This is a genomic window from Nocardia sp. NBC_01009, from assembly GCF_045208035.1.
Lineage (GTDB): Bacteria > Actinomycetota > Actinomycetes > Mycobacteriales > Mycobacteriaceae > Nocardia.
Genome location: NZ_CP108695.1, coordinates 652,085 through 674,039 on the forward strand (window position 1 = coordinate 652,085; position 21,955 = coordinate 674,039).

The window sequence follows — 21,955 nt, forward strand, 5'->3', positions numbered from 1 at the left end:
CTCCCTCAGTGCAGGAACATATCGTCGTGCAGGTCCCCGCCACCGTTTCCGGCGACGTCGGCACCCGCATGTGTGTCGGAGAACAGGCTGGAGTCGCCGTGTGCGTCGACCGAACTCTCCAGGCCCGAGCCGAACGCACTCGAAACATCCAGTGACGACCAGGTATTCGCGGTCGAAGCAGCAGTCGACCCGACACTGCCGCCGAGATCCGCCGCACCATGCGCTCCGGTCCCCGCCGAACCACCCACTCCCGCAGCCGTTTCCAGCCCGGAATGCACAGTTCCACCAACACCCGTGGACAACCCGCCGCCAAGATCGGCGGCCGTGTCGATCCCCGTCGACAGTCCACCGTTGATCGCGCCGCCGAGCCCTGTCTCGAGGCCCGTGCCCAGGTGTGTCCCCACGTCCGCAGTGCCACCGACACCAGCCGACAGGCCGGTATCGGCAGCAGCGCCGATTCCTGTCGAAAGTCCCGTCTCGAACCCGGTCGCCGCCTGCGCACCGGCGCCAACAGCACCACCGAGGCCGGCGGTCAGGTCAGTGCCTGCGTGCGCACCAGCATCGACAGCACCACCCAGACCCGCACCCGCGTCAACAGCACCCTGCAAGCCGGTGGACAACCCCGCTCCCAGATCCGCTCCGGCCTGCGCACCCCCGCCGAGGTCGGTCGACGCTTGGGCACCGGCGTCGAGGACACCACCGATTCCGGTGGTCAACCCCGTTTCCAAGCCCGTGCCGAGGTCCACCGCACCACCGAGACCGGTGGCAAGGTCAGCACCCAGATCAGCACCGGCACCGAGCGCGGCACCCCCAACACCGGTCCCGAGATTCGCGCCCGCATCCAGAACACCATCGAGACCAGCCGAAACACCCGCCCCCAAATCAGCACCCACCTGCGCGCCCGCGCCGAGTACACCGCCGAGACCGGTGGACAAACCCGCCTCCAAACCCGTCCCGAGCTGGGCACCCGCATCGAGCACACCTTCGAGGCCGGTGGTGACACCAGCGCCCACATCCGTTCCCAGCTGCGCGCCGGCGCCGAGAGTGGCACCGAGCCCGGTTTCGAGCCCCGCCGCGGCCTGCGCGCCCGCGTCCAGCACACCGCTCAGATCGGTCGCGACATTTCCGCCGAGACCAGCACCGCCATCGACAGCGCCGTGCAGGCCGTTGGACAACCCGGCACCGAGGTCCGCGACAACCTGCGCGCCGGCGCCGATGACTGCGCCGAGGTCGGTGTCCAGTGCACCGCCGAGGCCGGCCGTCAGGTCGGCGCCCGCATTGGCGAGGCCATCGAGACCTGCGGAAACCCCGGCGCCGATGTCGGCACCGAGCTGCAGGCCCGCGCCGATCGCGGTGTCCAGGCCAGAGGTCAGATCGAGGTCGACTCCGGTTCCGGCTTGCAGGCCGAGGTCGATGTCGTTCTGCAAGCCGCCGCCGAGATTCAGGCCCGCGTCGGCGGCGACGGCCGCTCCGGTGGTGACGGCAGCGGCAGCGCCTGCGTTCCCGGCGGCCTGCGAACCGGCCGCGACGATCGCCGACAGTTGCGAGCCACCGCTGACCAGCGCCGATTCCGCGACCATCGGGGCGACGGCGGCGATGTCCTCGGGCGTCACATCGGGTAGACCGGCCGCGACCAGCGCCTGGCCGGGGTTGGCGCAGTAGGCCACCGCGGCGTCGTGGTGGCGTAGCAGATTGAGAATGAACTCCAGAATCGCGTTGGGTGTCATCGAAATCATCTCCTGGATGAGCGGACCCTCGCGATCCGCGGTCGTTGGAATGCATTTCACGCTAAGGACCCCACGCGTTACTTCGAAACGGGGCGGACCCCTACTGTCCGCCGTCGATACCCGTTAGGGACCCGAAGACCATTAGGGGAATTTCCCCGAACATGCCCCGATTCAGTAACGGCGGACCGCCAGCAACCGACAGAACTGACGGATCCACAAGATCCACGCAACCCTTTTCCGCAGCGGCGGGACTAACCAACAGCGCCATCGGACCGAACAGTTTTTCGAACGGGGTTCTCGAATGACAGAGCGTCTGGCGCTCGGCATCACAGTCGGAGCGTCTAATTCGGTCGCCGTGGCGGCGACCGGGGATATCAGCGATGGGGTTGACGGACCCGCAGGTAGCGGCGCTGTTTTGACCCACCCGAGCGTCCTGCGCCTGGCCGCGGACAGCGCGCCGGCCTTCGGGACGGACGCCCGCGCCACCGGCAGGCATTCCAGCGACGTGGTGCTCGAAGGCTTCCTCGACCGGGTCGGCGATCCGGTCGGCATCCTGGCCGAGGACGGCACGAGCCATGCCGCCGCGGACCTGATGGCCACGGCCGTCAGGTGCCTGATCGACGAAATCGATACAGAGACAACGCAAGACGGCTCGGCCACGGTCGCGTGCCATCCGGCGTGGTGGTCGCGGCACACCGTCGATATGCAACGCGCCGCGCTGGATCGGGCGGGCCTACGTGAGGTGACCCTGGTTCCGGAACCGACCGCCGCGGTGCGCTGGCTCGAAGCCGCACACGGCCCGCTCGGCGACAGCGCGGTGGTCGTCTACGACTTCGGCGCCACCGGGCTGACCGTCTCGGTGGTCCGCACCGGCGAACAGGCGGCCTTGCTCGGCACACCGCTGCGTAGCACCGACGTGGCAGGCGCCGAATTCGACCTGCTGACCATGCGCTACGTCCTGGCTAACGCGCTACGCGGAAATGAATTCGATCCGTTCGACCCGGTCGTCGAGCGTGAATTGTCGGTATTGCGCGACCGCTGCAGAAATGCGAAAGAAGAGCTTTCCATAAATACCGCGACCGTGGTTCCGGTGCGCTTGGATCCCAACGATCGGCGCACCGACAACATCCGGCTGGTCCGCGGCGAGCTGGAGGATCTGCTGCGCGGACCGCTGCTGAGCTCGATCGAACTGGTCCGGGATGCGGTGCAGCGCGCCGGGCTCGACATCGGCGATATCGGCCGCGTGCTGCTCACCGGTGGCGGCGGCGCGATTCCACTGGTTGCCGAGCTGATCTCGACCGAGTTCGGCCTTCCGGTCGTCGCCGCGGCGGAGCCCGGACACACCAGCGCTCGCGGTGCCGCCGTGCTGGCCACGGATCTGCTGGCCGCCACCGTCGATCGCGCGCCGCTCGTGGCCGCGGCGGCGGTTGTGACGAATGCCTCGGCGAAGACTGAAGAGCTACCCGCGGTGTCGTGGCAGGACAAATCGCCGCCGAAGGCCGGGGCGCTGCCCGGCTCACGTGTCCGCAACCTGACCGGCCGGCAGCGGGCAGCCGTCGTCGCGGGCGCGGTGGTCGTCATCGGGCTGCTGGCGACCGGTACCGTCGCGATCAGCACCGGGGCCCAACCCGAGCCGAGCCGTCCCGCATCCACCGAACAGGCCACCGCCGGCACGTCCGACGCGGCGGCGACCACCAGTGCGGGAACCGGCAACGCACTGGTTCCCGGAACAGTCGCATCGGTGGCAGACCCGACCGGTACCGACCCGAAACCCGAAGCAGGACAACCCGGCTCCGCAGCGCCGGGCGCGACGTCGGTGGAGGCGGTGAACAACGCGCCCGCGCCCGACCAGGCCGTGGCGAGTCAACAAGCGCCCGCACCGGCCAACCCCGCGCCTGTGACGCCCGGAGCATCCCAACCAGCCCCACAGTCACCAGCGCCTGCGCCCGCTCCGGCCCCCGCACCAGCGCCTGCACCTTCGCCCAAACCGCCCACCCAGTCGCCGGGCGGCGCACTGGACAACACCCTCGACGGGGTCGTCGATGGCGTCGACGGGGTAGTCGACGGCGTCGGCGGCATTCTGCACGCGCCCGGCCAGATCATCGGAGGCTCTGGTGGCTGACATCGCGTTCGATACCCTCCCGTGCGCCCGCGAGATCTTCCGCGAACTGGATGCCGCCGGTCAGCGACCGGTCGTGTATCTCATCCGAGGCCGCTCCGGCACCGGTAAATCCATGTTGCTTTCGGTTATCCGCGCCCGGCTGCAGGCTCGCGGGATCGCACTGCAGGATCACCCCGCGCTGTCTGCGACTGCGCTCGAGGTCGGCTCCGGCGATGCCGTCCATGCGATGGCCGGCGCGCGTAGCGCATTCGGTGCCGCAGCAGGCAATGGGCGCCGTACGTCCCGTATCGTGCCCGCCGCCGACACCACGCAGTCCCGCGCCGAAACCACGCAGGCACGGCCCGCCCTGATCATCGACAACGCCGAGACCCTGAGCCACGCCGAGCTCGAAAACCTGTGCGCAACCGTCGAATCCGGCCGCTACACGATGGTGATCGCGGCCCAGCCCCGCCCGCACGACCCGTCCCTGCGCAAGCTCGCCGACACTGTGGCGCGCCGCGGCCGGGTGGTCGACCTCCGCGCCCTCGGCGTGAGCGATATCGCGCCGTTCGCCCGCGAGCTCGGCATGGCGGTGCCGCGCCCGGTGGCCCAGCACATCCACCAGCAGACCGCGGGCATCCGCAGTGGCGTGGTCGCCGCACTCACCGCGGCCTGTTCGGCGCGGCTCGACGCCGGTATCGGTGCCGTCGACGAGGCGGTCGCAGGCTGGGCGCGCGCCATGCTGGACACCGTGGCGCCCGACCTGCTCGAGACCATGGTCGTGGCAACCACCGGCACCGGACTCGATGCGACCGAACTGGCCGAGGTGCTCGGCATCGACACGGCCGCGGCGCAGGATCTCATCGACAGGGCCCGGGCAAGCGCCCTGGTGACCGATGCCGACCTGCTGCTCGGTCCCGCCATCGCACCACTGCGCACGGTGCTCGGCGACCGACGGTTCGTCGCCGTCCAGCGCAGGCTGCTGACCGCGCGTTTGGACGCGGGCCTGATGCGCGACCACACCGCGCTGCAGCTGGCCGAGTCCGGCGTGCGCGATCAGCGACTTGCCGAATTCCTGTGTGCCGCCGCGGCAAAGGCGGGCCGCGATGCGGTGCGCTATTACGCCGCGGCCGCCGCGGCAGGCGCCGACCCGGACATCATCGCGGTGCGCTGGGCCGAGGCGGCCGCCTGCATCGGCGACGGCGAGACAGCGATGCGTCTAGCCGAGCCGGTGCTGGTCCGCTCGGGTGTCAGTGCACCGGAACTCGCCGCGGCCGTGCGGATTTGCGCGGCCGTGCTGACCCGACGCGGTCTGGTCGGGCGGGCGGCGCAGCTGTACTCCTGGCTCGGATCCCATCGCATCGGCGCGGATTGGGCGGTCGGCGCGACTGTCTTATACCTCGCGGGCGATGTACGCGCCGCCGCGGAGATGTCGCATTCGGCGACACAGTGGCCACCGACCGAGACCAACGCGCACGCCCGGCTCATCGCCACGGCGCTCGCACAGACCATTGTCGAGCACGAAACCGGTACCACCGCAGCAGTTTCCGCGCTCATCCAGGCGGCGCAGGCCGATTCGGGAGTCGACAGGTTCCTGCCGTGCACCGCGGTGTCCATCGCGACTCTGCTGTGCCTCGGCACCGGTGAACCCGACCGTGCAGGGGATGCCGTGCGCAGAGCCACCGCAAGCGGCCTGCGTTGTCATCAACTCCAGGTGCTGCAGGCGTGGGCCGCGATGCTCGGCGGCGACGAGCAGGCAGCCGCGGCGACAGTCGCAGCATTGCAACCGGGTTCGCTCGATACCCGCGACCAACTGCTCGCCCACGGCGTCGCCGTCGGCCTGGCACGGCGCAGCGGCGATCACGCCGCACTCGCCAAGGCCTGGCAGGCTGCCTATCCACTGTTCGACGACGTGGACGCCGATCTGCTCACCTTGCTGCCGATCGGCGAACTGTGGCTCGCCGGCATCCGGCTGCGCGACGAGCGCCGGATTACGCCGCTGGTGGACGCCTCCCTCACCTTGCTCCGACGCCTCGATCAACCGCCGGCCTGGGCGAATGCCTTCCACTGGTACGGCGTGCAGGCCGCGATCGCACACGAGAGTCCCGCAGAGCTGCTGCCGCACGCTCGACTGCTCAAGACCGCGGCCGAGGCGGGCGACCGGCATGCCGCCGTGCTCGTCGACGCCGGCCGCACCTGGGTGCTCGTGCTGCGCGGACAGGTCGAGGTCGCGCAGGTGCAGGTGGCCGTCGCCGGTCTCAGCGAGATCGGCCTGACCTGGGATGCCGCCCGACTCGCCAGTGAGGCCGCGCTCGCCGCGGGCGACTCCACGACCGCGACCGCACTGCTCAAGCTGGCTCGCACGGTTCGCTCCGATGCGCGTCCACAGGAACCCGCAGTTCGTCCGCCCGCGCATGCCGCGGCGCCGAACGGTCGGGAGCTTGCCGCGTCTGCACCGGCGGCGCAGGCGACGGCGATCCTCAGCGAACGCGAACGGGAAGTCGCCGAACTCGTACTGCTAGGTTTGACCTATCGGGAGATCGGCGCACGCCTGTACATTTCCGCGAAGACGGTAGAGCATCACGTCGCCCGCATCCGGCGCCGTATCGGTGCCAGGTCCCGCTCGGAGCTTTTGTCTATGCTCCGCGCGATGGGACACGGCTCGCTGCTGGTGTGACGGGTCGCGGACTGATCCGAAGCGAGGTAACGAGGATGGCCACAGGCGTCGGTCTGCGCATCGCCGAGAACAATTGCACCGCGGCGATTGTCACCGACGCCGGTGAACCGCAATTCATCATCCGCGAGTCGATTCTGCACATGTCCGACGACGGCGACACCGTCCTCGGCGGACCGGCGCCGGCCGATCACTCGCACTCCATCACCGAGTTCGTCTCCCGGGTCGGCGATCCGGCAGGTATCCCGGTCGATGCCGGCGAGGCTTACCGGGCCGAGGATCTGGTTGCGACCGCACTGTTCTGCCTGATCAATCTGGCGGCCGACTATTTGAACGGCCCGGCCGAGTTCTATGCGACCCATCCGACCGACTGGCCGCCGCTATACGTCCAAGCCTTGCGCGATTCGCTCGACTATCTCGGCCTGCGCTCGGTGGTGCTGGTCAGCGAGGGCGACCTGCCCGGCACCGATATCGGCGACCCGGAGGCAGCGTTGGCCTACGACGCCGCCCGCGCGGCGCTGGCCTCGGTGCTGGCGACACCGGCGGGCAGCACCCCGCCCGATCCGAGCGACGCCGAGAACTCGACCGTGGTCACCGACGTGATTCCCGCGGTGCCTGCCCCCGGGTCGCAACAAATGCAGGCCTACTCGGCGGCGCTGCCGATCGCCGACCCGATCCTCGCGCAGCTGCCGACCGCAGCGGTAGCGGAGTCGCCTGCCGCGCCGAAGACCATCGCGCCGAGGGCCACCGCGCAGCCCGGCCGCACCACCCCGCTGCTGATCGCGGCGGCGGTAGTGATCGGGTTGGTGCTCGGCGGTTTCGGCGTGTCGGTGCTGTTCCGCGATACCGGAAAGACCCCGGTGCCGACGGTGCGGGACGCCAAGTCCGATCCGGTGACGGTGACCCCGACGCCACCGGCGCCACCGGTGGAGTTCCCCACCGTGCCCATCACGACGCCCCCGCCGACCACGGAACCGCCGGTGGTCATCACCCGCACGGTCGAGCCGGAAACGACCGAGCCACCGGTCCCCACGACCACCGAGCCACCGGAAACCACCACCGAGCCACCGACCACGACCGCCCGACGAACGACCAATTCGCGGCCGACTCGAACGACCAGCCCCTTCCATATCGAGGTGCCAACACCGCGGCAGTGGCGGCCCACCTCGGAGATCACACGTCCTCGCTGATTTAGTAGAGCCCAACCCCGGTTTGTGCCCTAAAGTGATCCGCTGACCGGTGTTGCCGGAAAACTTTCCGACGACCGGTCTGTTGCTGGACGAGGACTGTGCGCCAACGGATTCAGCCTGTGGCCCACGGATGTAGCTGGCACGCCCCGTGCCGACGAAGGGACTTCATGCGCAAGTTGGTGGCGCGCAGCGCCGCGGTCAAGGCAGCAGCCGTCGGATGCGCCGCGACCGTTTTCCTCGCTCCATTTCTCGGTATCACCTCTGCATCGGCCACCCCGACACAGCTGACCGCCGAAAATCTGCCCGCCGAATTGGTGCAGGCCATTTCGCGCGATCTGAAGATGACGCCCGCGGAGTATCTGGAACGGTCCGCCCGCGCCCAGGAGCTCAGCGAATACGCGCGTGACTTCCGGTCCGAACGTCCCGATTCCTTCGCAGGCGCGTGGATCGGCGCGGACGGCAGGCCGTTCGTCGCGGTCACCTCGATGGATGCCGCCAAGATCGCCTCGGCCGCCGGCTACCAGACCCACCTCGCTCCGGTCTCGGCGAACGCACTGGAAAACTCCCTGATGCAACTGAATCAGTGGATCAACACCCTGCCGCGTGAGCTGTCCACCACGATCAACTCCGTCGCCGTCGACTTCCTCAACAGCCAGTTGGTCCTCACCGTCGCGAACACTCCGGCCGGCCATGTGCTGAACCTGCCGACGCTCATCGCCAACGTGAAGGTCATCCTGTCGCCGGGCAGCGGCGGCCCGATCGAGCGCCGCCCGATGGGCGGCGACACCTACATCAGCGCCCCCACCTCGCTGCACGATGCCGAGTTGCGCAGCGTCGATGTGTGCTCGTTCGGCTTCAACGGCGTGGACGCCGCGGGCAATGCGCTCAATATCAGCGCGGGCCACTGCGATCCGAATCTCGGCAAGGGCGACCAGCAGGCAGGGGTCTACCTGCCCAACGTCAAAGACATTCCGAACAGCCCCGAGGTCGGCACCTTCATGCAGGCGAAGCTCGGCGGACCGACCGCATTGGACTATTCGGTCATCAAGCTGAACGAGCGCGCGGTCAAGGCCGGCATGGACCAGCCATCGGTGCGCGGCTCCAACGGCACCACACTGACCATCACCGGCACCGCCGACCCGGTGACCGGTGCACCGGTGTGCAAGTCGGGGCAGTCGTCCACCTTCACCTGTGGGTTCGTGGTGGCAGATCGGGTCGAGACCCAGCTGTTCACCGCGGAGGGCGTGAGCAAGACCGTGCGCGGCTTCGCCAGCTCGGCGTGCACCCTGGGCGGCGACAGCGGTGGCGCGATCTTCACCGGCACCCTCGCGCTCGGCATCACCAGCGGCTCCAACGCGGCCGACGCACCGAATTGCAACGACGCAAATGTCGGCCTGGCACAGTACGGCGGCACCGCCTCGCTCGGCATTCCGATCCGTGCGATCCTCGCCGATATCGACGCATCCTCGGGCGGCGGACTCGGCAGCGGTGTCGAGTTGCGCACCAAGCAGGCGGCCGGCTAGGCGGCTGCCTCGCCTTCGCTCGACCCGGCGCGACTGCGGCTGCCTCGCCTTCGCTCGACCCGGCGCGACTGCGGCTGCCTCGCCTTCGCTCGACCCGGCGCGGCTGCGGCTGCGGCTTCGCTCGACCGGCGCGGCTGTCGGCGGACTGCCGTCCGACAGTGCCATCAGGTGTGTCAGAGCCTGCTCACACCGGACGTGGCGTCGGTTACGTACACAGCGACCGAATCGTCGCCCGTGATAAGTAGGCACCCCCGGGCCGGAGCCCATATAGTCTGGGAATGCTCCTGCCACGTATAGGTCAGCTCCGATCAGCTGCGCGACAGACCCGGGTCCGAAAAACAGTAATCGCCGCCTCGGCGGCGATTCTGCTGTTCGGTCCCACAGCAGCAGTAGCGACGGCGCAACCCGACCCGAATGCCGGACTTTCCCCCGAGCTGGCAGCGGCCGTGGCACGCGATCTGAAGATCTCGCCGGAGGAGTACCTGCACCGCGCCGACCTGGCCCAGCAGGCCGCGGCCTTCGCCACTACCGCACAGCGTCAGTACCCCCAGGTTTTCGCCGGTTCGTGGCTCGACGAGGCGGGCCGCGTCGTGGTGGCGCTCGCGCCGGGATCCGGCAACGATGAGGCGCGCAAGGCCGCCGATTCGGCCGGATTCGAAGTCCGCAACGTCGCCAAGAGCGAGGCTGCGCTGCGCGGTGAGAAGACCGCGTTCGAGCGGTGGCTCGACGGGCAGCCCGAGGCGGTGTCCGCGCTGGTGCGCGGCGCGGTGATCGACACCGTCAACAACAGCGTCGCGGTGCGGGTCGACAAGCCGGGTCTGCCGATGCCGAGCTTCATCGATCCGATGCGGGTCATGGTGATGGCTCCGCCGGTGGCGAGCGAGCCCGCGAACCTGCCGCGGGCCGGCGAGATCGCCGGTGAGGCGCGTGGCGCGCTGTCGGGCGGCGACGGTTTCGCCTCGATCGGCGGTGATACGTCGCTGCGTTGCTCGTTCGGCTTCAATGGCACCGACCGGTCCGGCAACACCGTGAACATCACCGCGGGCCACTGCAACCCCGACATTCCCTCGGCGGGCAACGGCAATGCGGCAGGCGTTTTCGAGCTGCACGGCGATCGCGCGGGCGCGCAGCTCGGCACGTTCCAGAAGTCGGTGCTCGGTGCGCAGGACTACTCGATCGTTCGGATCAACGACCAGGCCAAGGGCCGCTTCGAGAACAACGGCGTGCGGGTGCCCGGACGGGCGCCGATCCCGATCGACGGCGTCGCCACGCCGGTCGTCGGTGCGCCGGTCTGCAAGTCCGGTTCGCGCACCGGCTTCAGCTGCGGCGTCGTCAATGCCGTCGATCAGACCGTGCTGGTCGGCGATCGTGAGCTCACCCAGAGCTTCTCGGCCAACATCTGCGCGCTGCCCGGCGACAGCGGCGGCCCGATCGTGACCGGCCGGATGGCACTGGGCATCTCCAGCGCGTCCTCGGTGGCCGACTTCCCGATCTGCGAGATCCCCAACCTGATCGGCGCCCTCACCGGCAATGTGCCGCAGCTGTTCGCGCAGCCGGTCAGCGTGGTCCTCTCGGACAACCCGGGTCTGCGGATTCGCACCAACTGATCCTCGGGTCACCGAAAAGGCCGGCAGCGGGTCGCTGTCGGCCTTTTTGCTGTCACTGCGCTGTTCTCCCGGCCGTCCGGGGATGAATGCGCTGTCAGCGGCCGGTAGGTTCCGGCATCCTGGATTACATGTGTTTGGTTTTGATCGGCTGGCGTGCACATCCGGAGTACCGGTTGATCGTCGCGGCCAACCGCGACGAGTTCTACACCAGGCCGACCGAATCGATGCGGTGGTGGCCGGAGGTGACCGGCCTGCTGGCCGGACGCGATCTCGGGGCCACCGGCAAGGCGGCGGGTGACCCCCCGGGCACCTGGCTCGGCCTGACGCGAGAGGCGCAGGGACGCAACCGCTTCGCCACCGTGACGAATGTCCGCAACCCGGACAGCGAACGCGGCGACGCCCGTTCGCGCGGGGCGCTGCTGATGGATTTTCTGCGCGGCGCCGACGACCGCCATCCCAGCGGCAGATTCCCCGGCCCCGAAAAGTACGTTCTCGACGTCGCTGCGGCACCGGATGACTACAACGGGTACAACTTGGTGGTCTCGGACCTCGAATCGCTCTGGTGGCATTCCAACCGCAGTACGACCCCGCCGCGCGAGCTGACGCCGGGCTTCCACGGTCTGTCCAACGGGACCTTCCTGGCCTCGACGGCGCCGGGATCCGCGACGGCATTGGAAGCGCCGCAACCCATCTGGCCCAAAATGCGCGACGGCGTCCTCGGCCTGCGCGCCGTCGTCGAGACCGATCCCGGCAATATCGACCGATATTTCGAGGTGCTCGCCGACCGCACCCAGGCGCCGGACGATCAATTGCCGCACACCGGCATTCCGCTGTCGCTGGAGCGGGCGGTGTCCGCCAGATTCGTCGCGCACCTCCTGCACGGCACCCGGGCGAGCACGGTGCTGCTGGTGCGCGAGGACGGGACGTTCGAGATGGCCGAGCGTTCGTTCGAGCGGTTCGGGCGCGGTAAGGGCGAGGAATCGTTCAGCGGCAGCTTGGATTTGCGCGAGCGCCAGGTCTGAAAACACAATCGGCCCGCTCTCTACGAGAGCGGGCCGATTGTTGTTCGGTTCGAGTTAGTTCGGCGTTTGAACCGGCGCGGCCGCGGGCGCCGCCACCGGCTTCTCGGCCCACTTCGAGGTGCCATCCGGAGCCTGGATGGTGTTGAGCAGCTCGAGGCCCGCAGCAACCAGCGTCGGACCGCCGACGGCGATGGTGCCGAGGATGCCGCCGATGCCCGCACCCGTCACCAGACCCGGAAGGCAGCCGAGCGGAATGGTGATGATGCAGCCGGCGATCGCACCGATCGCGGTACCGATGAACCCGCCGACGGCGGTCGCGATGCCGAAGTTGCTAGCGAATTCGTTCTGCGCGCGCTGGTTTTCGATCGGCGACGCGACTTCCTTGGCGACAACCGGCTTCGCGACGACCGGCTTGTTCGACACCGCGAGATCCGCGGGCTTTTCCGGGGTGACCTCGAGCACGGTGTCGTTGTTCTTCATATCCGCTTTGACCGGCACGAGCTTGCCGTCGACATCCACGTTCAGCGGGAAGGAGACGAGGGTGTTGCCCTTGCCGTCACGCACGTTGGCGACCGTGGTCTTCGGGTCGTCGACAGTGGCGCCGGGCTCCTCGGTCAGCGAGAAGGTTCCACCCTTGAGGGTTGCTACAACGACCTTGTCAACCAGCTTGACGGAGTAGCTGAGAGGCTGCGGCGCCGCAGGTGCAGGCTCGGCATGTGCGGTGCCGAGGCCGATGGTCATCGCACCGATGACCAACGCCGAAGCCGCAGTAGTTCTGCGGAGATTCATTCAGATTCCAATCCATCATCACGGGTGTTCCTGATGCCTTCTCCAACACGCGAGAGCTCATTCAACCCAATGGCGGTCTGACCTTCGGGTTCTCCCCGAGCGGCGTGAAGAAAGGCACAGCAAATAGAACGGACGTGAGATTAATCGAACCGCCATGAAGATGCGAGATGCATTACTAGCCCTGGGAACACGGAGGACTAAGCCTGTCCTTACCTGCAGGAACGTTTGGGTAGACGTTTACGGTGGTGGTCGGTAGTAGACACCGTAGGATTGGCCGCGTTTGTGTGACATTCTTCACACGCAAATTTGGGCTCGAGCCCCTGCATGAGGGGGTTCCACCCGGCCGGCGATCGTACGATGGACACCAGTTGTTACTGACGGGTAACTTACCGGCGGTTAGGATACGAGCCAACCGAGGCGGCGCATGGCCGCCCTCGACACTCGTGTTGCCTCTAAAGAAAGGTCGCGACATGAATGCCCTGACAGTGACGCTGGGCACGATTGGGGCGACGCTCAGCCTCCTGTGTTGGGCGTCGTTCTTCGGCGGCGTGCGGAATATCGTCCGCGCCATCATGATCGGCCAAGGCGCGCCGGACCGTTGGCGACCGTTCTTCCCTCGCTTCAAGCAGATGCTCGTGGAGTTCATCGCGCACACCCGCATGAACAAATTCCGCACCGTCGGCTGGGCGCACTGGCTGGTGATGGTCGGCTTCCTCGGCGGCTTCATGCTGTGGTTCGAGGCATACGGCCAGACCTTCGATCCGGAATTCCACTGGCCGATCATCGGCGGCTGGGCGATCTACCACCTGTGGGACGAGATCCTCGGTATCGGCACCGTGGTCGGCATCTCGGCGTTGATCATCATCCGTCAGCTCAACCACCCCAGGGTGCCCGAGCGGCTGGCTCGCTTCACCGGCTCGAAGTTCGCACCCGCCTACGTGATCGAATCGATCGTGCTGCTCGAGGGCCTGGGCATGATCTTCGTGAAGGCGGGCAAGATCGCCGCCTACGGCCACTCGAATCCGGCCACCGACTTCTTCACCAGGCAGGTGGCCGAGCTGCTGCCCGCGAGCACCACCATGGTCGCGCTGTTCGCGTTCGTGAAGCTGATGTCCGGCATGGCATTCCTGTACCTGGTCGGCCGCAACACCACATGGGGTGTCGCGTGGCACCGGTTCTCGGCGTTCCCGAACATCTACTTCAAGCGTGAAGATGACGGCGGCGTCGCGCTGGGTGCGGCCAAGCCGATGATGTCCAAGGGGCAGCCGGTCGACATGGAGTCGGCCGATCCGGACAACGACACCTTCGGCGCGGGTCGGATCGAGGACTTCTCGTGGAAGGGCTGGCTGGACTTCACCACCTGCACCGAGTGCGGTCGCTGCCAGTCCCAGTGCCCGGCCTGGAACACCGGCAAACCGCTGTCGCCGAAGCTGTTGATCATGTCGCTGCGTGACCACGGCTACGCGAAGGCCCCCTACCTGCTGGCCGGCGGCCGCAAGGATATGGGTGGCGACGAGGTCGGTCTCGTCGACGCCGAGGGCAACCCGAACGAGGGCGCGCTGGCGAAGATTTCGGCGGCGGCCAAGGCCGAGGCCGAGCGGCCCCTGGTCGGAGACATCGAAGCGGGCGGCATCATCGATCCGGAGGTGCTGTGGTCGTGCACCACCTGCGGTGCGTGCGTCGAGCAATGCCCGGTCGATATCGAGCATGTCGATCACATCATCGATATGCGCCGCTACCAGGTGCTGATCGAGTCGGAGTTCCCCTCCGAGCTGGCCGGGTTGTTCAAGAACCTGGAGAACAAAGGCAACCCGTGGGGTCAGAACTCCAAGGACCGGCTCAACTGGATCAACGAGATGGACTTCCAGATCCCGGTCTTCGGTAAAGACGCCGACAGCTTCGACGGCTACGAGTACCTGTTCTGGGTCGGCTGCGCAGGCGCCTACGAGGACCGCGCGAAGAAGACCACCAAGGCCGTGGCCGAACTGCTTGCCACCGCCGGGGTGAAGTTCATGGTGCTCGGTGCGGAGGAAACCTGCACCGGTGACTCGGCACGCCGCGCGGGAAACGAATTCCTGTTCCAGCAGTTGGCCGCGCAGAACATTGAGGTGTTGAACTCGGTCTTCGAGGGCGTGGAACAGAGCCGCAAGAAGATCGTCGTCACCTGTGCGCACTGCTTCAATGCGCTGAACAACGAATACCCCCAGGTCGGCGGCAACTACGAGGTCGTGCACCACACACAGCTGCTGAACCGGCTGGTGCGGGCCAAGCAGCTGATCCCGGTCGCCTCGGTGTCGCAGAACGTCACCTACCACGACCCCTGCTACCTGGGCCGCCACAACAAGGTCTACGACGCACCGCGTGAACTGATGGAAGCCTCCGGCTCCACCCTCGTCGAAATGCCACGCCACGGCGAACGTTCCATGTGCTGTGGCGCCGGTGGCGCCCGCATGTGGATGGAGGAACAGCTCGGCAAGCGCATCAATATCGACCGCGTCGACGAAGCGCTGTCCACCTCGCCTGCCAAGATCGCGACCGGTTGCCCGTTCTGCCGGGTGATGCTCACCGACGGTGTCACCGCGCGCCAGGAGCAAGGCCAGGGCGAAGGCGTCGAGGTCGTCGACGTCGCGCAGCTCATGCTCGACTCCATCGACCGCGTCGACGCGGGCACGTTGACCGAGAACCTGACGGTGGTGCAGGAACCGAAGGCTCCCGTCGTCGAGGAAGTTCCCGAGGTCGAGCCGGAACCGGCCCCTGTCGCGCAGACCCCTGCGGCGGCCAAGGCCGCGCCCGCGGGTGGCGGCTTGGCGATGAAGGGCCCGGCGAAAGCACCAGGTGGACTGGGCATGAAGGGCGCCGCGAAGGCACCCGGTGGTGGCCTGTCCATGAAGGGTGCGGCCAAGGCACCTGGCGCCAAGGCACCCGACGAGGCACCGGCCGAGGCAGCCACCGCGGCGCCCGCCGCACCGGCCAAGGGCCTGGCCATGAAGGGCCCGGCCAAGGCACCCGGCGGCAAGGGCTTGGCCATGAAGGGCGCGGCAAAAGCGCCCGGCGCCAAGGCCGAATCGGCTCCGGCCGCCGAGGCTGCCCCCGCGGCCGAAGCGCCCGAGGCACCCGCAGCACCGGTGAAGGGCCTGGCGATGAAGGGCGGCGGCAAGGCCCCCGGCCTCGCTATGAAGGGCGCGGCCAAGGCACCAGGCGCCAAGGCTCCCGCGGCACACGCACCTGCCGAAGCACCGGCGCCCGCCGAAGCTCCGGAAACAGCGGCCGCCGAACCGGTTTCGGAACCCACTGAAACCAAGCCGACGGCACCGGTCAAGGGCCTCGCCATGAAGTCCGGCTTCAAGCGTCCCGGCCCCAAGGCACCGGGCACCGCAGCTGCACCGGCTCCCGCCGAATCCGCCCCCGCGGCGGCACCGACTGCCGAGACACCGGTGGAATCAGCTCCGGAACCCGAGCAGCCGACCAACGGCAACGGGACCCCCGAAGCCACTCCCCCGGCCGCCAAGCCGGGCGGCCTGGGCTTCAAGTCCGGAGCAAAGGCGCCGGGGCGCAAGAACTGACCGGCAACAACTGAACGCGATCGGCCCGGGTCCACAGGGACCCGGGCCGGCGTGTGATCGGCGGCCTGGTCGCCCGGCCTCAACTGTCAATTCTGACCGCCCAGCCCTGGTCAGTCGTCGTAGTGCCCGCCTACCTGTACAACCACGACCTCCGTGTCGGTGACGTAGTAGATCAGGCGATGCTCTTGGGTGATCCGCCGCGACCAATGACCTGCCAACTGATGGCGCAGCGGCTCGGGCTTACCTATCCCTGCGAAAGGGTCGAGCAGCGCGGCCTCGATCATCTTGTTCGCCGCCTTCAGCACCGCACGGTCCCGGGCCAGCCACGCCGAATAGCTGCGCCACCCCTGGTCGGTGAAGGTCACTTTCCGATCAGGCACTTCGCTCCCCCGGCGGCACAGCCCTTTCGCGCAGGTCTGACAGGTCCGCCGGCAGTCCGCCACCTGCTGGACGATCCACCCACACCGACACTGGCACGGAATCGAGTGCGGACTTGTACTGGTACAACTCGTCGAGCAGGTCGCGGCGGACCGTGCGATCGTCGGTGGTGCGCAGCTGAGCGAACAGTGTGCGGATTCGCGTCGAGGCTTCGCCCAGCGCACTCGTCATATTCGTGGCGGCTGCTACACATCCTCTGCTTCCCCGTCAGGGTCGATGAGAGCGTGAGCCTGGGTACGACCGTCGCGGGCATCTTGCGCGGACTTCAGCAGTTCCACGCCTCCGTGGGTCTGGAGTACGTACAGCGTCTCCATCAGTGAGTTCCAATCGGACTCGGCGACCAGCACGGCGTTCTCGCCGGACTTGGTGACCACTGTCAACGGATCATGATCGTCGTTGACCTGCTGGACCAGTCCGAATAGGTTTTGGCGAACCTTCGAAATCGGTAGCGCGGACATCTCCACCTCCTGGAAAAAGTCGTACAACATATCGTACGTCACACTTGTGCGGGAAGTTGTACGACTATGTGAGCGAGGACGTCTGCAGCCATCTAAGACAACCAGTCGTCGAGGTCGGGGAGTTCGGTCTCGACCTTGCCGGTGAACTGGGGTGGGCGCTTCTGGAGGAAGGACATGACGCCTTCGCGGAGGTCGGCGCTGGAGAAGGCGTAGGAGATCAGGCGGGCGTCGAGGGTGAACACGTCTTCGGGGGTTTTGTCGCCGGACATGGCGACCAGCCCGCGACGGATTGCCGCGACCGAGACCGGCGCGACCTGCGTGGCGAGTTCGGCGGCGAGGGATCGGGCGGCCGGGAGCAGGTCTTCGAGGGCGTGCAGGCTGGTCACCAGGCCTGCGGCCAGTGCTTCTTCGGCGCCGAAGATTCGGCCGGTGAGCATCCATTCCTTGGCGCGAGCCAGGCCGACGATGCGGGGCAGGAACCAGAGGGAGCCGCCCTCGGGGAAGAGGCCGCGGCGGGCGAAGACGAAACCGAAGCGTGATTCCTGTGCGGCGAGACGGAAATCCGCCGCCAGGGTCATGGAAAGGCCGACACCGACCGCCGCGCCCTGCATCGCGACGATGACAGGTTTGTTCAGGTCGGTCATCGGGCGCACCACCCTGGTGGACCACTCGACCCACCCCGGCGCGGTGACGTCCTCGTCGGAGGCGCCCGCGGTCAGGTCCATGCCGACGCAGAAGTCCTTGCCGGTGGCGGCGAAGACGACCGCGCGGACCTGGTCGTCACGGTCGGCGGCGGTGAAGGCCGCGCCGAGCTCATCGGCCATCTCGGTGGTGAAGCCGTTGCGGGCATCCGGGCGGTTGAGCGTGATCGTCGCGACGGCATCGGCGACGCTGTAGATGATGGTGTTGTAGGACAATTCGACTCCTGATCGATTCGAGCGACCTGCAAGCAGTCGCCAGCGGTGGGTCAGCGCTTGCCGGATGCGGCGGTAACGAGCAGTTCGACCATGGCCGTCGCCTTGTCGGATCGGGGCGGGTCACCGGTGATGACGTCGCTCCAGACGAAAGCTTCGCCGATGCGGACGATGGCGTAGGCGAGATCGCGTATCTCGATGCGCGGATCGAGGTCGGGCAGATCGGTCAATCGGGATGCGGCCCAGTCGATCATCCGGCTCTGCACAACGGTGTAGCCCGAGGTGAGCACCCGCAGACCGTATTCGGGGTCGTCGGCGACAAATCGTGAGAGCGGTTCGAAGGTGCGCACGGTGTCGGCGAGCCTGCCGAAATTACGGACGAAGCGGTCGAGGGGACCGCCGTACCCGCGCGCTTCGACCCGGGTGATCGCGTCGGAGATGATCCGCCAGACCACCTCGCCGATCACCACTTCCCTACTGCCCCACCAGCGGTACAGCGTCGCGCGACCGATGCCGAGCTCGCGGGCCAGCTGTTGCATATCAATGCGACGGCCGTCGAGAAACCACCGATGCGCGAGATCGATGACCTCCTCGCGCCTCGGCTTCGACCGGACATCGGGTGGTTGCGCGGCAGCCGGTAGCGACTCCTCCTGCACCGACTCCGCCCCGCCGCGGGACACGGTTACGGCCTCGTGAGTGCTGCGTACCGAGCGAGATGCTGCTCGCTGGAGCCGAATTCGCGCTCGATCACGGTCAGCCGCTTGAAGTAATGGCCGATCGCGAGCTCTTCGGTCATGCCCATGGCGCCGTGCAGCTGCACCGCGTTCTGACCGATGAACCGTGCCGCGCGACCGATGGTGACCTTCGCTGCCGACACCGACCGCGCGCGGTCGGCAGCGGAAGCGCCGAGCGAATAGACCGCGAGGAACACCGCGGCGACGGCCTGCTCCAGTTCCATATACATGTCGACCATGCGGTGCTGCAGCACCTGGAAGCTGCCGATCGGCACACCGAACTGTTGGCGCTGCTTGGCGTATTCGACGGTGTCCGCGAGCACTTTTCGCATACAGCCGACGGCCTCGGACGCGATGGCCGTCGTCGCTTCGTCGACGGTCGCTTCGATGTCGTCCCAGGCCGCGCCTTCGGTACCGAGCAACGCGTCGCCCGGCAGCCGGAGACCGGTGAAGGTGAGGTCGGAGCCGACCCTGTCATCGATGGTCCGATAGGAGTGCACCTCGACACCGGCGGGCGGGTTGGCCGCGTCGAATTCCGTGAGGAACAGCGACACACCGGCTTTGTCGCGCCGGTCGCCCGAGGTGCGGGCAGTGATGAGCAGATGAGTGGCCAGCGGCGCGCTGGTCACCACGATTTTCGCACCGTCGAGCACCCACCCGTCGCCATCCCTATCCCTGCGCGCGCTGGTCGACACGTCGTGGAAGGTCGGGCCCGACGTCGGTTCCAGCGCGGCGAAGGCGGTGCGGGCAGCGCCGGACACGATCTGCCGCAATACTTCCTCGGCCCGCTCGCCGCCGGAACGCGCCAGCAGACCGCCGCCGACAACAACCGTGTCGACATACGGTTCGACAACCAGCGCGCGGCCGAGCTCCTCGGTGATCACCATCAGCTCGATAGGGCCGCCGCCCATGCCGTCGACCCGCTCCGGCAGTGTCGCGCCGAGGATGCCGAGCTCGTCGGCGAAGCCTCGCCAGAGCGCAGGCTGCCAGCCCGCATCCGATTTGGCGGCGTTGCGGCTCTTCTCCAGTTCGTAGCGGGCGCCGAGGAATCCGGCGACCGCGTCGCGCAGGAGTTCCTGCTCTTTGGTGAGTGTGAAGTCCATCAGAGCCCCAATGCTGCCTTGGCGAGGATGTTTCGCTGAATTTCGTTGCTGCCCGCATAGATCGAGCCCGCACGGTCGTTGAAGTAGCGCAGTGGTGCGACGGCCTGCCAGTCCTGGCCGCTGCGGTAACCGTCTGTGGGCGGGGTGAATTCGGCGATCGGTCCGCCGGGCTTGGTGGCGTGCGGCTGATAGACACGGCCGCGCGGCCCCGCCGCCTCCAGCGCGAGTTCGGTGATCCGCTGGCTCAGCTCGGTGCCGAGCACCTTGAGCATGGACGAGGCGGGGCCGGGGTTCTTGCCCTGCGCCATCGCGGAAAGGGTTCGGTATTCCAGGATCTCGAGCACTTCGGTGCGAATCCGCGCGTCGGCCAGCTTCGCCGCGAACGCCGCGTCGTCGATCAGCGGATTGCCGTCCGGCCCAGGCTGATTCGCCGCCACGTTGGCCACATCCTGCGCCATCACCTGCAGCCACGGTGACGCCGCGCCGCCGCGTTCGTGCACGAGCAGGTACTTCGCCACCGTCCAGCCGTCGTCGATCTGGCCGAGCACGTTGCCCTTGGGCACCCGCACATTGTCGAAGAAGACCTGGTTCTGCACCTCCTCACCGGAGGTCATCACCAGCGGGCGCACCTCGATGCCCGGCGTGGTCATATCGATCAGCAGGAATGTGATGCCCTGCTGCTTCTTTCCCGCGCGCGAGGTGTGCACGAGGCAGAAGATCCAATTGGCCTCGGTCGCATGGGTGGTCCAGATCTTGCTGCCGGTGCAGAGGAAGTCTTCGCCGTCTTCAACCGCCGCCATGGTGAGCGAGGCCAGGTCGGACCCGGCCTCGGGCTCCGAATACCCTTGGCAGAAGAAGATTTCGCCGGTCAGGATGCGCGGCAGATAGAACGCCTGCTGCTGCGGGGTGCCGAATGCGACGATCGCGGGCGCCACCATCCTGATCCCCATCGGCGACAGCGTCGGCGCGCCCGCCAGCGTCGCCTCCCGGTTGAAGATGTAGTGCTGGGTCAGGCTCCAGTCGCACCCACCGTGCTCGACCGGCCATGCCGGCGCCGCCCACCCTCGCTCATGCAGGATGCGCTGCCACTGCATGCTCGCCTCGTGGTCCGGATAGACACTCGTCGCCAAGCGCCCGGCCTTGCGCAGTTCGGGCGTCAGCTTCGCGTCGAGGAATTCCCGCACCTCGTCGCGAAAGGCCAGATCCGCCGCTGACCAGTCGTATTCCATCTGCCCTCCCAGAGGTATGCGTCATTGCCGCACCGCGAGCCACTAGGCCCACGAGACACAACATACGTCTGTCTCACGGCCGAATCAAACTGAAGCCACCCGCCAGCAGTTTCAATTCGGACGACCCGCGCAATAGGCGGTACAGGGCGGAGAGGTCTGCTCGACGTTCGACTCGGCTATGTACCGCTCGCCGACAGTCGGGTGAATTCGGAAGAGTCAGCAGGGTTCGATGACGGCTTTGAGATAGCCGGCGGATTGGTAGACGTAGTTATAGGCCCAGCGGGCGAGCGATAGGCGGGGGCGGGGGTCCAGGAAGAGGAGGTCTCCGTCCCAGCACTTTTCGAGGATGTGGCGGGCTCGCGAGAGGTGGGGGGTGAAGGTTATGACGATGACTCGGCGCCAGTTCTCGGCGCGGGCCAGCGCAGCCAGTTCGCGGCCCTCACCTCGGGTGGTACGGGGGGACGGGTCGAAGCAGATGACTTCGAAGCTGTAGCCGCCGTGGCAGATTCGGTTGATCAGGGGGCTGTTTTCGTAGGGGTCGGAGAAAAAGACTCGGGGCGCGTAGCCTTCGTGGGCCAGGCGTAGGGCCAGTTGTTCGCGGCCGTCGTGGGCGCCGCCGAGAACAAGGATGGCGTCGGCTTTTCCCGGCTGATCGGTGCGGGGGTCGACGTACACCGGCCAGAGCGCGGCAGTCAGGACGACGACGGCCGCGACAAGGCTCGACAGGAACCAAAGTATTCTTCGGCGGCGCACCCGGTCGATGGTAGCTGGGGTGTCGCGGACAAGAAATTTGCAGGTCAGCGCAATATTCGGGATTCATGTCGCCACCTGTACACCTGCTGTTGCCGCGACTCTTGCCTCGCTGACGTGGCGTGGCCATGGG

At 67.5% G+C, this 21,955-nt stretch carries 17 protein-coding genes; 7 read left to right on the forward strand and 10 right to left on the reverse strand.

The annotated features are described in order from the left end of the window. Positions 1 to 5: 5 nt before the first annotated feature. Entirely contained in the window at positions 6 to 1,727 is a 1,722-nt protein-coding gene (locus tag OHA42_RS02970) for an IniB N-terminal domain-containing protein (RefSeq protein WP_406234354.1), read from the reverse strand. Positions 1,728 to 2,028: 301 nt separating this feature from the next. Here OHA42_RS02970 and OHA42_RS02975 point away from each other — a divergent pair, with 301 nt between their 5' ends. The 6 genes from OHA42_RS02975 (at position 2,029) to OHA42_RS03000 (ending at position 11,844) form a co-directional block, all read left to right on the forward strand. Further along, positions 2,029 to 3,849, forward strand: a complete 1,821-nt coding sequence (locus tag OHA42_RS02975; RefSeq protein WP_406234356.1) for an Hsp70 family protein — start codon at positions 2,029 to 2,031, stop codon at positions 3,847 to 3,849. Continuing rightward, on the forward strand, positions 3,842 to 6,505 hold the full coding sequence (locus OHA42_RS02980; RefSeq protein WP_406234357.1) for a LuxR C-terminal-related transcriptional regulator: 2,664 nt from the start codon (positions 3,842 to 3,844) through the stop codon (positions 6,503 to 6,505). The genes OHA42_RS02975 and OHA42_RS02980 overlap by 8 nt, the downstream gene beginning before the upstream one ends. A 35-nt stretch (positions 6,506 to 6,540) precedes the next feature. Then, complete coding sequence (locus tag OHA42_RS02985) at positions 6,541 to 7,692, forward strand: hypothetical protein (protein WP_406234359.1); 1,152 nt, start codon at positions 6,541 to 6,543, stop codon at positions 7,690 to 7,692. Between the two features lie 167 nt (positions 7,693 to 7,859). Further along, complete coding sequence (locus OHA42_RS02990) at positions 7,860 to 9,215, forward strand: S1 family peptidase (protein WP_406234361.1); 1,356 nt, start codon at positions 7,860 to 7,862, stop codon at positions 9,213 to 9,215. Between the two features lie 278 nt (positions 9,216 to 9,493). After that, the gene (locus OHA42_RS02995) at positions 9,494 to 10,822 is read left to right on the forward strand and encodes a S1 family peptidase (protein WP_406234363.1); all 1,329 of its coding nucleotides are present in this window, start codon (positions 9,494 to 9,496) and stop codon (positions 10,820 to 10,822) included. Between the two features lie 128 nt (positions 10,823 to 10,950). Further along, the gene (locus tag OHA42_RS03000; RefSeq protein ID WP_406234365.1) at positions 10,951 to 11,844 is read left to right on the forward strand and encodes an NRDE family protein; all 894 of its coding nucleotides are present in this window, start codon (positions 10,951 to 10,953) and stop codon (positions 11,842 to 11,844) included. Positions 11,845 to 11,898: 54 nt separating this feature from the next. On the opposite strand, the gene OHA42_RS03005 is transcribed toward OHA42_RS03000, so the two are convergent. Then, on the reverse strand, positions 11,899 to 12,633 hold the full coding sequence (locus OHA42_RS03005; protein WP_406234367.1) for a hypothetical protein: 735 nt from the start codon (positions 12,631 to 12,633) through the stop codon (positions 11,899 to 11,901). 470 nt (positions 12,634 to 13,103) lie between these two features. Here OHA42_RS03005 and OHA42_RS03010 point away from each other — a divergent pair, with 470 nt between their 5' ends. Beyond that, on the forward strand, positions 13,104 to 16,196 hold the full coding sequence (locus tag OHA42_RS03010; RefSeq protein WP_406234368.1) for a (Fe-S)-binding protein: 3,093 nt from the start codon (positions 13,104 to 13,106) through the stop codon (positions 16,194 to 16,196). Between the two features lie 110 nt (positions 16,197 to 16,306). On the opposite strand, the gene OHA42_RS03015 is transcribed toward OHA42_RS03010, so the two are convergent. The 8 genes from OHA42_RS03015 to OHA42_RS03050 form a co-directional block, all read right to left on the reverse strand. Next, positions 16,307 to 16,576, reverse strand: a complete 270-nt coding sequence (locus tag OHA42_RS03015; protein ID WP_328407121.1) for a Txe/YoeB family addiction module toxin — start codon at positions 16,574 to 16,576, stop codon at positions 16,307 to 16,309. Then, positions 16,569 to 16,805, reverse strand: coding sequence for a hypothetical protein (locus tag OHA42_RS03020; protein WP_406234371.1), 237 nt, complete (start codon positions 16,803 to 16,805; stop codon positions 16,569 to 16,571). The genes OHA42_RS03015 and OHA42_RS03020 overlap by 8 nt, the downstream gene beginning before the upstream one ends. A gap of 14 nt (positions 16,806 to 16,819) precedes the next feature. Beyond that, on the reverse strand, positions 16,820 to 17,092 hold the full coding sequence (locus tag OHA42_RS03025) for a type II toxin-antitoxin system Phd/YefM family antitoxin (RefSeq protein WP_406234373.1): 273 nt from the start codon (positions 17,090 to 17,092) through the stop codon (positions 16,820 to 16,822). Between the two features lie 92 nt (positions 17,093 to 17,184). Then, positions 17,185 to 18,009, reverse strand: a complete 825-nt coding sequence (locus OHA42_RS03030) for an enoyl-CoA hydratase-related protein (RefSeq protein ID WP_406234375.1) — start codon at positions 18,007 to 18,009, stop codon at positions 17,185 to 17,187. A 50-nt stretch (positions 18,010 to 18,059) separates the two neighbouring features. Next, complete coding sequence (locus OHA42_RS03035) at positions 18,060 to 18,686, reverse strand: QsdR family transcriptional regulator (protein ID WP_406234377.1); 627 nt, start codon at positions 18,684 to 18,686, stop codon at positions 18,060 to 18,062. A gap of 2 nt (positions 18,687 to 18,688) precedes the next feature. Next, positions 18,689 to 19,843, reverse strand: coding sequence for an acyl-CoA dehydrogenase family protein (locus OHA42_RS03040; protein WP_406234379.1), 1,155 nt, complete (start codon positions 19,841 to 19,843; stop codon positions 18,689 to 18,691). Beyond that, positions 19,843 to 21,072: an acyl-CoA dehydrogenase family protein gene (locus tag OHA42_RS03045; protein ID WP_406234381.1), complete on the reverse strand. Its 1,230-nt coding sequence runs from the start codon at positions 21,070 to 21,072 to the stop codon at positions 19,843 to 19,845. The genes OHA42_RS03040 and OHA42_RS03045 overlap by 1 nt, the downstream gene beginning before the upstream one ends. A gap of 216 nt (positions 21,073 to 21,288) precedes the next feature. Next, the gene (locus OHA42_RS03050; protein ID WP_406234382.1) at positions 21,289 to 21,825 is read right to left on the reverse strand and encodes a YdcF family protein; all 537 of its coding nucleotides are present in this window, start codon (positions 21,823 to 21,825) and stop codon (positions 21,289 to 21,291) included. Between the last annotated feature and the right edge of the window lie 130 nt (positions 21,826 to 21,955).